General features: G+C 62.1%; 11 protein-coding genes. 8 read left to right on the top strand and 3 right to left on the bottom strand.

All coding sequences use genetic code 11. The features are described 5' to 3' along the window. The first annotated feature begins 3 nt into the window (after positions 1-3). Genes ABID58_RS12340 through ABID58_RS12355 form a run of 4 tightly spaced genes read left to right on the top strand, consistent with a single transcriptional unit; the run spans position 4 to position 4,191 of the window. Positions 4-666, top strand: coding sequence for a hydrogenase-4 component E (locus ABID58_RS12340; RefSeq protein ID WP_354033037.1), 663 nt, complete (start codon positions 4-6; stop codon positions 664-666). Next, positions 663-2,114: a hydrogenase 4 subunit F gene (locus tag ABID58_RS12345; protein ID WP_354032827.1), complete on the top strand. Its 1,452-nt coding sequence runs from the start codon at positions 663-665 to the stop codon at positions 2,112-2,114. The genes ABID58_RS12340 and ABID58_RS12345 overlap by 4 nt, the downstream gene beginning before the upstream one ends. 18 nt (positions 2,115-2,132) lie before the next feature. Then, entirely contained in the window at positions 2,133-3,644 is a 1,512-nt protein-coding gene (locus ABID58_RS12350; RefSeq protein WP_354032828.1) for a hydrogenase large subunit, read from the top strand. Between the two features lie 13 nt (positions 3,645-3,657). Continuing rightward, positions 3,658-4,191, top strand: a complete 534-nt coding sequence (locus ABID58_RS12355; protein WP_354032829.1) for an NADH-quinone oxidoreductase subunit B family protein — start codon at positions 3,658-3,660, stop codon at positions 4,189-4,191. 77 nt (positions 4,192-4,268) lie between these two features. On the opposite strand, the gene ABID58_RS12360 is transcribed toward ABID58_RS12355, so the two are convergent. Further along, the gene (locus tag ABID58_RS12360) at positions 4,269-4,589 is read right to left on the bottom strand and encodes a helix-turn-helix domain-containing protein (protein ID WP_148751746.1); all 321 of its coding nucleotides are present in this window, start codon (positions 4,587-4,589) and stop codon (positions 4,269-4,271) included. A 342-nt stretch (positions 4,590-4,931) separates the two neighbouring features. On the opposite strand from ABID58_RS12360, the gene ABID58_RS12365 reads away from it, so the two are divergent. From ABID58_RS12365 to htpG, 3 genes are all read left to right on the top strand, one after another. Then, a complete protein-coding gene (locus ABID58_RS12365; RefSeq protein WP_354032830.1) occupies positions 4,932-5,582 on the top strand; it encodes a spermidine synthase in 651 nt (216 codons plus the stop codon). Positions 5,583-6,038: 456 nt separating this feature from the next. After that, positions 6,039-6,485: a hypothetical protein gene (locus ABID58_RS12370; RefSeq protein ID WP_148751748.1), complete on the top strand. Its 447-nt coding sequence runs from the start codon at positions 6,039-6,041 to the stop codon at positions 6,483-6,485. A 124-nt stretch (positions 6,486-6,609) separates the two neighbouring features. After that, the gene (htpG, locus tag ABID58_RS12375) at positions 6,610-8,484 is read left to right on the top strand and encodes a molecular chaperone HtpG (RefSeq protein WP_354032831.1); all 1,875 of its coding nucleotides are present in this window, start codon (positions 6,610-6,612) and stop codon (positions 8,482-8,484) included. A gap of 12 nt (positions 8,485-8,496) precedes the next feature. On the opposite strand, the gene ABID58_RS12380 is transcribed toward htpG, so the two are convergent. Beyond that, entirely contained in the window at positions 8,497-11,631 is a 3,135-nt protein-coding gene (locus tag ABID58_RS12380; protein WP_354032832.1) for a multidrug efflux RND transporter permease subunit, read from the bottom strand. A 426-nt stretch (positions 11,632-12,057) separates the two neighbouring features. On the opposite strand from ABID58_RS12380, the gene ABID58_RS12385 reads away from it, so the two are divergent. Beyond that, positions 12,058-12,348: a DUF3551 domain-containing protein gene (locus tag ABID58_RS12385; protein ID WP_354032833.1), complete on the top strand. Its 291-nt coding sequence runs from the start codon at positions 12,058-12,060 to the stop codon at positions 12,346-12,348. Positions 12,349-12,409: 61 nt separating this feature from the next. On the opposite strand, the gene ABID58_RS12390 is transcribed toward ABID58_RS12385, so the two are convergent. Further along, complete coding sequence (locus tag ABID58_RS12390; protein ID WP_354032834.1) at positions 12,410-13,390, bottom strand: Bug family tripartite tricarboxylate transporter substrate binding protein; 981 nt, start codon at positions 13,388-13,390, stop codon at positions 12,410-12,412. Positions 13,391-13,542 lie beyond the last annotated feature (152 nt).

The raw sequence follows: 13,542 nt of genomic DNA on the forward strand, positions 1-13,542 counted from the left end.
CAGATGCACAGCCTCTCCTTCGACGTTTCGCACACACTGGCTGGCGGACTCGTCCTGATCAGCTTCATGATGCTGTACCAGGATAGGCTCTATTCGCTGCTCAACGTCTTTGCGCTTCATGCCTTTGTGCTCGCGCTTTCCGTCGCTTGGCAGGCCTTCGTCCAGGACGCACCTCATCTTTACATCACGGCAACAATCGCCCTCGTCTTCAAAGCGATCATCATTCCGGTGGCGCTGCATCGCATCGTCAAGCAGCTGGGGATCCATCGCGACATCGAATCGGCAGTGGGGATCGGCCCGACCATGCTGGCCGGGATGGCACTAGTTGCCCTCTCAATGGTGCTGATGCTGCGGGTGACCGCGGAGGCCGATCCATTGGCGCGCGAGGATCTCGCTTTTGCCTTGTCGGTCGTGCTGCTCGGACTTCTGGTCATGGTGACCCGTCGCAACGCCGTCAGCCAGGTCGTCGGATTCATGTCGCTCGAGAATGGGCTGGTGCTGGCGGCAACCGGCGCCAAGGGCATGCCGCTGGTGGTCGAGATCAGCGTCGCCTTCTCGATCCTGATCGCCTTCATCGTCATCGGCATCTTCCTGTTCCGGATCCGCGAACGTTTCGATTCCGTCGATGTCTCCGCGCTCGACGACTACCGGGGCGAACGGCGATGAACGTACTTTCCTTCGATCCGGTGGCGGCTGTCCTGATAATTCCGATCGGCTCGGCAGCGTTGCTGGCCATACTGCCGGGTTATCGGCTGACGGCGCGGTTGAACGTCGTGGCGAGCTTGGCGACATTTCTTTCATCCCTCTCGTTGTTCGTCATCGCACGTCCACCGCCGGGGCCGTACGTGCTCGTCGACGATCTCAACATCGTCTTCATCGTGCTCAACACCTTCGTGGGGTTTACGACCAGCATGTTTAGCGCCAGCTACATCGCGCATGAACTGGAGACTGGTCGGTTGACACCGGTTTATCTGCGTTTCTACCACGCCATGTATCAGACCATGATGTTCGGCATGAACCTGGCTTTCGTGTCGAACAATATCGGCCTGATGTGGGTCGCGGTGGAAATTGCGACGCTCACCACAGTGTTGATGGTCGGCATCTATCGAAGCCACGCCGCTTTGGAAGCGGCATGGAAATATTTCATTCTGGGGAGCGTCGGAATAGCGTTCGCCCTGTTCGGCACGATCTTGGTCTACATGGCGGCGCGGCCGGTTGTGGGCGAGGGCCAGGACGGCATGATCTGGACCCTGTTGATCCGACATGCCGCGAATTTCGATCCCGCGCTTCTCAACGTCGCTTTCATATTCCTGCTGCTCGGCTACGGCACCAAGGTCGGTTTGGCGCCGCTGCACGCATGGCTGCCCGACGCCCACGCCGAAGGTCCGACGCCGATATCGGCGGTACTGTCGGGGCTGCTGCTGAATGTCGCGCTCTACGCACTATTGCGCTTCAAGATATTGCTGGCCGCCAATCCGGCAGCGATCGCTCCTGGCCCCCTTATGGTGACGATGGGCCTGGTTTCGCTCGTCTTCGCAGCTTTCATGCTCTACCGTCGACGCGACATCAAACGGCTGTTCGCCTATTCGTCGATCGAGCACATGGGCATCATCGTGTTCGCGTTCGGCATGGGCGGCCCGCTCGCCAATTTCGCGGGACTGTTGCACATGGTGATGCACAGTCTGACCAAGTCCGCGATCTTCTACGCGGTCGGACATATATCGCAGATCAAGGGCACGCAGCGAATCTCCGGGATCCGGGGCTTGACCGTGACCCATCCGGCGCTCGGCTGGTGCCTGGTGACGGGCGTCGTCGCGATCGCCGGCGTGCCGCCGCTCGGCATCTTCATGAGCGAATTTCTGGTCGTAAGCTCGACCTTCGCACGCCAGCCCCTGCTCGCGATCGTACTGGTATTCGGGCTGTTGTTGGCCTTCGGCGCTTTGACGTTGCGTCTGACAAGCGTCGCATTTGGCGAGCCTCGCGGCAGCACGAAGTCAGCCGAGGCTTCCTATGTGCCGATGTTTGCCCATCTCTCGCTGGTTCTGATTGCGGGAATCTATCTTCCAGCGCCGCTCGTTACCTGGTTCCAGCACGTGGCTCGCCTTCTTGGATAGTTTGGAGATCAACGGGATATGCCATCGCTGATCGATCTATTGCTGGAGGGCCGCCCGGTCCAACAACACAGCCCGTGGCCGCGAGCTGTAGTCGATGCTTCCGTTTGGACGTTTGCGGCAAGTGAGCTGGCACACGGACGCTGGAGCCTGCTTGGCCTTTGGGGGGAACCCTCAACGGTGCACATGGCGATTATGGATGGACATACGGCAGAAGTTGCCACTGTCAGCCTGGATTGCCCCGACCGCGCTTATCCTTCAGTCGGCAAACACCACCCGCCAGCGCTTCGATTGGAGCGCACCATCAACGATCTGTTCGGATTGTCAGCGGAAGGCTTGCCCGATATTCGTCCGTGGCTTGATCACGACCGTTGGGCCGTTCGCTTCCCCTTGGGAAACCGCATCAACGCATTTTCGAAGGCGCCGCCCTATCATTTCCTGCCGGTGGAGGGCGACGGCCTGCATCAGGTCGCGGTCGGTCCGGTGCATGCGGGAATTATCGAACCGGGGCATTTTCGGTTTACGGCCAGCGGTGAGACCGTGGCCCGGCTGGAACAGCGGCTGGGATATACCCATAAGGGTATCGAGGGTCTCATGGCTGGAGCCAATCTCGAACGGGCTGTTCAGCTCGCCGGACGTGTGTCAGGCGACAGCGCAGTCGCCTACGCCTTTGCGTTTTCGCGAGCGGCCGAAGCAGCCTTGCAGCTTGTCGTGCCCGATCGTGCAGTTTGGCTGCGTGCGCTGCTCGCGGAACTCGAGCGGCTCGCCAATCATCTCGGCGACATCGGTGCAATCTGCAACGACGCGTCCTTCGCGCTGATGCACGCTCTTTGCAGCGTGTTGCGAGAGAGCATTCTGCGCGCATCCCATATCGCATTCGGTCATCGGCTGATGCGGGATATTATCGTGCCCGGTGGCGTGACCCGCGACCTTAACGATGAAGGGAGGGAAGCCATCCAGGCGGCGCTGGATAACATCCGCCAGCGGTTTCCTGCTTTGGTCGAGCTCTACGACAATACGGCATCGCTGCAAGATCGCACGGTCGATACGGGCGTGCTTAAGCCCGCATTTGCCAAGCAGTATGCCGCTGGAGGCTACATAGGCCGCGCATCCGGTCGGTCCTTCGATGCGCGACGCACACTTAAGTATCCACCGTATGACGCGCTGCGCTTCGAAGTCCCGGTCCTGAACGAGGGGGATGTCAACGCACGCGTCTGGATCCGCGTGCGCGAGGTCGAACAGAGCCTTCTGCTGATCGACCAAATATTGGACCGGCTTCCCGATGGCCCGCCGGGAACGCATGCGGGGCACCGGCGGGAGGTGCGGGAAGGCATGGCGATCGTCGAGGGATTTCGCGGCGACGTCCTGGTTTGGCTCCGCTTGCGGGATGGCCGGGTCGAACGATGCCATCTGCGCGACCCGTCGTGGTTTCAATGGCCGCTTCTAGAGGCCGCGATCGAGGGCAACATCATCGCCGACTTTCCGCTCTGCAACAAATCCTTCAATTGCTCCTATTCGGGCCACGATCTCTGAGGAACGGCACCAGATGCGCAAGCTGCTTTTTGAGAGCCTGTTTCGCCGGCCGTTCACCGAGCAAGCACCGTCACCGGACGACGCCGCAGTGACCGAGCTCGCCACGGCCGTCGGTCGCGCGGCACGACGGCGTCTCGGCCGAAGCCTCTCGATACGCGAGGTCGATGCTGGATCTTGCAACGGATGCGAACTTGAAATCCAGGCGTTGAACAATGCCTACTACGACGTCGAGCGCTTCGGCCTCCGGTTCGTAGCGTCGCCGCGTCATGCCGATGTATTGATGGTAACCGGGCCGGTGACGAAGAACATGCGCGAGGCGTTGGAGCGCACCTATCATGCGACCCCCAACCCGAAATGGGTCGTCGCCGTGGGAGATTGCGCTCGGGATGGCGGCTGCTTCGCCGGCAGCTATGCGGTGGTAGGAGGGGTCTCGCAGGTAGTTCCCGTTGATCTTCATATTCCCGGCTGTCCTCCGCCGCCCAACATGATCTTGCAGGGACTTCTCGCCCTGCTCGATCGGACGGCCGATCACGCCAATTCCATTTGAAGTTCGGTGGGAGGGCTATTCCAGGCCGGCGTGATCGCAGGGGGCCTCGATCGAGAAACCCATCTTGCCTCGGCGGGTTATCGCGCCCGTTCCAAAGTTCGCGGCGAAGAGGGCTTGGGCTGCTTCATGTTCTTCATTTTCGGCTTCGCGACGTGCTCCCTGAGGCGAACGCCTCGACCCCCGGCCGAGCTCGCAACGCCCGGATTGATCAATTCGATCCCGGCATTCTCCAGCGCAGAAACCAATTTCATCAGAGAATCGACGTTCCCACGGATAACTCCGTCACTCGCTTCCATGCGCTGAATGGTGGGGACTGAAAGGCCAGCGAGTTCGGCCGTCTGCCGCTGGTCTATATTCAGGAGCGCGCGAGCAGCCCTGAGTTGATTGGCCGTGATCATGAAATGGCGGCCTCCAGTGCGATCCTCATGCAGTATATTTACACCATCCAAAATCCAACTTCAAGCATCAATTTAGATGCACAATATATCAGTGACCGGATCGCACCGCCCTAAAGGGATAGAGGTCGGAGACTTGTATCGAATTTTTCTCCCGGAATGCGGAAACATTATCAGCGATAGTCGAAACAGTTGGCGCACCGCAAATTACATGATAAGAGATGTTTAATGCATGTGTTTTAATGCCCGCCGATTAAGGTCTTTGGTGTCGTGAAATTGTTGGGTCGTTATCAAGGGAGGAACGGACAGATCGATATCGTCGAATGTTCTTGGGATGGCACGCGCGTGTACTTCGAAGACGGCATCCGGCAAAGCCAGGCGACGCCAGACGGCGAAAGCGTCTTCACCTATGTGAAGCTCATGGACGAACTCTTGTCTCGGTCCGAACAGATCCTCGTCCTGGGTTGTGGCGGCGGAAATCTTGCGACACGCCTGTGGCGTCTCGGCAAGAGATTGACCATCGTCGACATTAACCCGATCAGTTTCTTGCTCGCGCACAAGTATTTCGATCTTCCGGACGAGTTGCCATGCATCGTCTCCGACTTTCGAAAATTCGTGTTCGATGACCGCGCATATTACGACGGCATTGCGATCGACGTTGGTGGACCGGGATTCCGTTTCACGGAAGAGTTTGATGCTGAGACCTGCGACGCCATCCGCGCCCGCTTGGCACCGGGCGGTCGGATCGTGATGAACGTATTGGTCGCCCACGACATTGATCCGACGCCCGACCGGATCGCAGCAAGGCTCGCCGGTGAAGAACTGCGGACATGGATTGTCGACGAGCAATTCATCGAGGATCGCAATGCCGTCATCGCCTGCATCCCCGAGAAAACCTTGGGTTCACGGGCGGCGCTCGATCGCGTGATGCGCCATAGCCATGAACGCTGGGCAATCCGCCGCGGAAGATTGCGAAGCCGCGATCTTGCCTGTTGATTGCACTAATGTCTCAGCCTTGGGTTGACCGACGCGAGACGTGAATAACCGGCGTCCGACTCGTGTCCTCCCTGGGGGACGGGTCGGACGCAAATTGGGATGCTCTCCGCAACGGTCGCGTGAACGTCGATCTGGAAAGATATACCCCTGGATGATCCGCCCTTGGGGGCGGAAGGTGGGGCGGAAATTATGGTTGGCGAGATTTGCGCAGACAAAAGTAAGGCGCGACTGGCATCACCACAGTCGCGCCCTACATCGCCGGCTTATGGGGCAGGGGGGAATAGCCGGCTGCTGAGACGACTCCCCGGCGCAGGAGTCGTTCCAAGCGGCCTGCAAAAATTTTTCGCAGGCATTCTGTGGTTTCCGCACACGGTTAAGTGATCTTAACGTCCGGGAAACTCCGGCCCTCCGCTCGCGTTGTTCCCTTGACCGCCATGGGGCGAGGGGCCGACAGCTATGCCACAGATTCAAAAGGTATTTTTTCAAAAGGTATTCTTTGGTGCCGTCGCACTCGCCGCGACGCTTGGCGCCGTCCAGGTTGGCGCGGTGCAACTGGCCTCCGGCCACGATCTGGCCGACCGCTGGCAGGCGCTCGCCGAACAGCCGGCCCAAACCTCAGCTCGCAGCGTTGCTAGTCACGACGTCAATCGTGCCGGCAAGTCCGACCGGCTCGGCGACTTGAAGCCGGCGGCGGTTGCCACCCGCACCGTCTCGATGCGGCTGAACGATCTGACCGATACGTCCGTGCTGCTCCGGGTCCCCGCGGTGATCGAGACCGGCAACGCCAAGTCCGCTCCTACGATGCTGAAGCCGGGCCGCAAGCCGACGATCGCTTGCGAGCCGATGGTCAGCTCCCTGACCGAGGTCGCCAAGCTGCTGCAGCCCGGCCGCTGCGTGACCTGATCGGCCTCGTCCCACATGCAAAACCGGCCTCCCGCCGGGACGGCGGTCCTACATGTCCACTTGATCCCCTATCCCATCGCGTTATATCCCGGGTTTCTTCACTTTTGATTGACCGGGTAAACGCATGACGACGTCCGATACGGCCACGCATACGCAGCCTTTCCAGGCCGAGGTTTCCGAACTGCTGCACCTGATGGTGCACTCCGTCTATTCCGAGACCGACATCTTCCTGCGCGAGCTGGTCTCCAACGCCTCGGATGCCTGCGACAAGCTGCGTTACGAGGCGATCGCCAGTCCTGCACTGCTGGGTGAGGGCGACGCACTCAAGATCCGGATCATCCCGAACAGGACGGCCACGACGCTCACGATCGCCGACAACGGCATCGGCATGGAGCGGCAGGAGCTGATCGACCATCTCGGCACCATCGCCCGCTCCGGCACCAAGGCCTTCGTGTCGAAGCTGAAGGAGGCCAAGGACGGCCTCGGCCTGATCGGCCAGTTCGGGGTCGGCTTCTATTCCGCCTTCATGGTCGCCGAGAAGATCGTCGTCGTCAGCCGCCGCGCCGGCGAGAGCGATGTCTGGACCTGGACGTCCTCAGGCGGCTCCGGCTTCGAGATCGCACGCGCAAGCGACGAGGAGGCGGCCCGCGTGGCGCGCGGCACCGAGATCGTGCTGCACCTGAAGGACGATGCGAAGAAATATCTCGAGACCTACGAGATCGAGCGCATCGTTAGTGCTTATTCCGACAACATCCTCTTCCCGATCGAGCTCGTGCCGGAAGAGGGCGAGCCGCGCCAGATCAACTCGGCGAGCGCGCTGTGGCAGCGCTCGAAATCCGAGCTATCGACGGAGGACTACAAGAAGGCCTATCAGCAGATTGCCTCCGCCTTCGACGATCCTGCGATGACGCTGCATTATCGCGCCGAGGGCCGCTACTCCTACGCCGTGCTGCTGTTCGCGCCGTCGACCAAGCCGTTCGATCTGTTCGAGCCGAACCGCAAGGGCCGCGTCAAGCTCTATGTCCGCCGCGTCTTCATTACCGATGATGCGGATCTCTTGCCCGGCTATCTCCGCTTCATCCGCGGCGTCGTCGACAGCGAGGATCTCCCGCTCAACATCTCGCGCGAGATGCTCCAGAACAACCCGCAGCTGGTGCAGATCCGCAAGGCCGTTGCGACCCGCGTCGTCAACGAGCTCGAAACCCTCGCCGAGAAGGATGCGGAGAATTTCGCAAGGATCTGGGACGCCTTCGGTGCGGTGCTGAAAGAGGGCATCTACGAGGATTTCGAGCGCCGCGAGAAGTTGCTCGCGCTGTCTCGCTTCACCACCACCACCGGCGAGAAGCGCGCGCTCAAGGACGTCGTCGCCGATTTCAAGCCGAACCAGACCGAGATCTATTATCTCGTCGGCGACAGCATCGAGCGGCTGAAGTCCAGTCCGCGGCTGGAAGCTGCGACCGCACGCGGCATTGAGGTACTGCTGCTGTCCGATCCGGTCGATGCGTTCTGGACCTCGATGCCGACCGAGTTCGAGGGCAAGCCGCTGAAGTCGCTGAGTCAGGGCGATCTCAATCTCGACCTGATCCCGCGCGTCGACGAGAAGGACGAGGCGAAGAAGGACGAGCCCGAGGCGGACGAGGCCGCCACCATCGCGGTGATCAAGGCGACGCTTGGCGAGCGCGTCAGCGATGTCAAGGCCTCGACCCGCCTCACCAGCTCCGCCTCCTGCCTCGTCGCCGACAGCCAGGGTCCGAGCCGCGAGCTCGAGCGCATCCTGGCGCAGCAGAACCGCGGCATGCGCACCAGGCCGATCCTGGAGATCAATTTGCGCCATCCCATGGTCACGGCGATCACCAGGGCGCAGGCCGGCTCGAAGACGGTCGACGATCTCAGCCTGCTCCTGCTCGAACAGGCGCAGATTCTGGACGGCGAGCTGCCGGAGGATCCCGCCGCGTTTGCCGCAAGGCTGAACCGGCTGGTGCTGCAGGGGCTGGGTTAGCGCGAGCCCAGCTCACTCCGCCGCGTCCTTCTGCTCTTCGCTCTCGGCCTCCGGCTTCGGCTTCTTCTCCATCCAGCGTGACAACGTGTTGGAGAAGCGGTCGAGGTAAAGGTAGATGACGGGGGTCGTGAACAAGGTGAGCGCCTGGCTGACCACGAGACCGCCGACCATGGCGTAGCCGAGCGGTTGACGGATCTCGGCGCCGGTGCCGGTGCCGAGCATCAGGGGGACGCCGCCGAGCAGCGCCGCCATCGTCGTCATCATGATCGGCCGGAAGCGCAGCAGTGCTGCCTGGCGGATCGACTGCTCTGGCGTCAGATGCTGCTCGCGCTCGGCGGCGATGGCGAAGTCCACCATCATGATGCCGTTCTTCTTGACGATGCCGATCAGGAGGATGACCCCGATCAGGGCGATCAGGCTGAAATCAAAGCCGAAGACCATCAGGATCGCGATCGCGCCGACGCCGGCCGACGGCAGCGTGGACAGGATGGTCAGCGGATGGATATAGCTCTCGTACAGCACCCCCAGCACCAGATAGACCACGACGAGTGCGGCGAGGATCAGCATCGGCACGGTGCCGAGCGACTGCTGGAACGCCTGCGCAGTCCCCTGGAAGCTCATTGACAGCGTCGGCGGCGCACCCATCTCGCCGACCGCGCGCATTACGGCGGCGGTCGCCTGTCCCAGCGCAACGCCCTCGGCAAGGTTGAAGCTGATCGTCACCGCCGGAAACTGGCTCTGATGCGCGATCGCGAGCGGCCGCACCGGCTCGTTGGTCCAGCGACAGATGACAGAGAGCGGGACCTCGTCGCCGCTCAGCGGCGACTTGATGTAGAGCTTGTCGAGCGTGTCGAGCTTGCCTTGCAGCGCCGGCGTGATCTCGAGCACGACATGATAGCTGTTGGTCTGCGTGAAATATTGCGCCACCTGGCGTTGGCCGAAGGCATCGTAGAGCGTGTCGTCGATCAACTGCGGCTGGATGCCGTAGCGTGCGGCGGTGTCGCGATTGATCGTGAGCTGCACCGTCGTGCCCTCGGTCTGCTGGTCGGTGGCGACGTCGCGAAGCTCCGGCAGGCCTCTCATCTCCGTCAGGATCTTGGGCGCCCATGCGTCCAATTCGGCGAGATTGGCGTCCTGGAGCGTGAACTCGAACTGGGTGCGGGTGGCGCGACCGCCGAGCCGTACGTCTTGCGACGCCTGCATATAGAGGCGCGCGCCCTCGACCTTGGCGAGCTTCGGCCGCAGCCGCGCGATGATCTGTTGCGCATTGGCGTCGCGCTCCCCGAGCGGCTTCAGCGTGATATACATGCGCCCCGAATTGAGCGCCGTGCCACCCCCGCCGATGAACATCGCGATGGAATCGACGGCGGGGTCGGCCTGCACAATGGCATTGAGCGCCTCCTGCCGCCGCTTCATCTCGGCGAAGGAGATGTCCTGGGGCATTTCCGACACCGCGGTGAGGAATCCGTTGTCCTGCTGCGGGAAGAAGCCTTTGGGGATCAGGATGAACAGCAGCGCCGACAGCGCGACGGTGGCGAAAAAAACGCAGAGCGTGACGAGACTATGCCGCAGCGCGAGGTCGAGCCCGCGCTCGTAGGCGCCGAGCAGCCGCTCGTACAGCCGCTCGCTCCATTGGTAGAAGCGCCCGCCGCGGGCCTCGTGGCCGGAACGTAGAAAACGCGAGGCCATCATCGGCGTCAGGGTCAGCGACACCACGAGCGAGACGAAGATCGCCATCGACAGCGTCACCGCAAATTCGCGAAATAGCCGGCCGATAATGCCGCCCATCAGCAGCAGCGGAATCAGCACGGCGACCAGCGATATGCTGATGGAGACGATGGTGAAGCCGATCTCGGCCGCGCCCTTGTAGGCGGCGGTGACCGGGTTCTCGCCCCGCTCGACATAGCGCGTGATGTTCTCCAGCATCACGATAGCGTCGTCGACCACAAAGCCGACCGCGATGGTCAGCGCCATCAGCGAGAGATTGTCCACCGAGTAGCCGAACACCCACATCAGCGAGCAGGCCCCGAGCAGGGCCAGCGGCACGGTGATGCTCGGGATGATCGTGGCCCAGAAGCTGCGCAGGAAGATGAAGATCACCATCACCACCAGCGCGATGGTGATCATGAGCGTGATCTGCACCTCGTCGACCGCGGCGCGGATGGTGATGGTGCGGTCGCTGATGATCTTGATGCTGATCGCGGGCGGGATCGCCGCGATCAGCCGCGGCAGCTTCTGCGTGATGCGGTTGACCGTCTCGATGACGTTGGCGCCTGGCTGCTTGAAAATGACGAGGAACACGCCGCGCTTGCCGTCGGCCCAGGCAGCGGTCTTCATGTCCTCCGGTCCCGACACCGCCTCGCCGATGTCGCGAATCCGCAAAGGCGCTCCGTTACGATAAGCGATGATCACATCCTGCCACTGCGTAGCCTCGAGCAGCTGGTCGTTGGCGTAGACAGTGTAGGCGCGCCGCGTGCCGTCGATGTTGCCCTTCGGGCTGTCCGTGGTTGCAACCGCGATCTGGCTGCGCACGTCCTCCAGCGACAGGCCCTTGGCGACCAGCTTGGCCGGATCGACCTGGATGCGCACCGAGGGCTTCTGCTGCCCGCCGACAAACACCTGCGCGACACCGGGAATCTGGCTGATCTGCTGCGCAAGCTGGGCGTCGGTAAGGTCGCTGACGGTGGTCAGGGGCAGCGTGTCGGAAGTTGCCGACAGGATCATGATCGGCGAGTCCGCCGGGTTGACCTTGCGATAAGTCGGCGGCGAGGGGAGGTTCTTCGGCAATTGGCCGCTCGCTGCGTTGATCGCAGCCTGCACGTCGTTGGCGGCGGCATCGATCGGGCGATTAAGATCGAACTGGATGGTGATCGATGCCGAGCCGAGCGAGCTCGTCGACGTCATCTGCGCGATGCCCGGGATTTGCGCGAGCTGGCGCTCGAGCGGCTGCGCCACGGAGGAGGCCATGGTTTCGGGGCTACCGCCGGGAAGCGACGCGGAAACCTGGATGGTCGGAAAGTCGACCTGCGGCAGCGGCGCAACCGGCAGCAGAGGGTAGGCCACGAGGCCAACGAACAGGATGCCCGCCATCAGCAGCGAGGTGCCGATCGGATAGCGGATGAACGGAGACGAGAAGCTCTCTTGCATGCTCTGGGACCAAAGGTGGGCCAGCGCATCTTCTCCCCGCGCACGGCGGAGCCGCGCTCAAAAGCCCGAGCGCGAATGTGCGTTTCCTCCAGCCCATATGTTTGTTGATTGCCCTGGAACGTCATCGGGCCTGGGCCAGCGTTGTGATCGAGAGACTAGTCCGTTCGCCCAGACCTGCGAACGGATTCCTGCGCCGGTGGCGTGCGACCTTGGTCGAAGGATGGTTGTACGGAGATATGCGTTCAGTGCGGGTCGGGCACGGAGCGCCTTCACCGTTTCGGATCGTTACGGCGCCGTGTCGGATCGTTTTTGATGCTTGTCACAAGCGGGAGAGGTATGAGTAGGAACGATCGCTTCTTTCGCGCCGTTGTGCCATATCGAAATGGCATAACGCCTGCCGTTGCTACCAATTCGAGGAAATGTCCGATGCGCCTGCCTCTCCTGACCCTCACCGCCATTGCCACGCTGTTCGTTGCGGCAGATGCCAGGGCCCAGACCTATGATCCGCGTTACCCGGTGTGCATGCACAAATACACGGGTGGTGGCGGCGGCTTGGGTGGTGGCGGCGGCGGCGGCTATTTCGACTGCAGCTTCACTTCGCTGGAGCAGTGCCGCGCCACGGCATCGGGCCTCGCGGCCAGCTGCGACGTCAATCCCTATTACGCTTTCGATAAGCCGCCGCCCCCGCCACGCAGGCGTCATAAGCAGGTGTACTGACGGATTGTGATGCGGTCGTCCGGGATGACGATCCGCTTGCTTGGCGCGTAGAAGCCGCGAGCTATTCTTTCCTGATCCCCGACAGCTCCACCACCTTGCGCCAGCGCTCGGTCTCGGCGGTCAGCATGCCGCCGAACGCGCCTGCATTGCCGTGCAGCGGGATCGCGCCGAGCTCGGCGAGGCGCGCCTTGATACCGGCGTCGGACAGCGCCGCGTCGACCTCGCGATTGAGCAGGTCGACGATCTCGCGCGGCGTGTCGTAGGGAGCGCCGACGCCGTAGAACGAGGATGTCTCGTAACCGGAAAGTGTGTCGGCGATCGGTGGCACGTCAGGCAAAATCTCCGAGCGATCGCGCGTGGTGATGCCGAGCGCGCGCAGCTTGCCGGTGCGCACCAGCTCGAACGACGAGGTGACGTTGTCGAACATGCCCTGGATCTGCCCGCTCATCACGTCGGTCAGGCCCGGCGCGGAGCCGCGGTACGGCACATGCGTGAACTGGACGCCGGCCATCGACTTGAACAATTCGCCGGAGAGATGCAGCGAGGTGCCGATGCCGGAGGAGGCGATCGACATCTTGCCGGGATTGGCCTTGGCATAGGCGATGAAGTCGGAGCCGCTCTTCACCGGCAAATCGTTGTTGACGACCAGCACCAGTGGAATGCGCGCAACGCCGGCGACCGGCGCGATGCCCTTGGCGAAATCGTACGGCGGCGCCGGATCGAACGAGGCGTTGATCGCATTCGCTGTCGAGGTCAACAGCAGCGTGTAGCCATCTGGCGCGGACGTGATCACCGCCTGTGTGCCGATATTGCTGCCGGCGCCGGGTTTGTTCTCGACCACGAAGGTCTGGCCGAGCCGGTCGGACAGCCGCTGGCAGATCAGACGTGACAGCACGTCGGTGGCGCCGCCCGGTGCATAGGGCACCACCCATTTCACGCTGCGCGACGGATAAGACGGGTTGCCGATCGCGAAGGCGCGCGGAGCGATGAGCGTGGCCGCGGCACAGGCGGCGGTCTGAAGGAAGTGTCGCTTGGTGATCATCGCAGCCTCCAGTTCATCTTGCGGCGAAGGGGACGCGCACAGCACACCCGAAAGTGTGGATTTGCTATCGCAAGAATCGCCCCAGGCCGCACGACGTTCCCGTCGGCTTGGTAAAGGATGATCGCAGTTAATCGAGAGCTAACCGAGTTTTA

Source organism: Bradyrhizobium sp. S3.2.6, assembly GCF_040546885.1.
Classification (GTDB): domain Bacteria; phylum Pseudomonadota; class Alphaproteobacteria; order Rhizobiales; family Xanthobacteraceae; genus Bradyrhizobium; species Bradyrhizobium cytisi.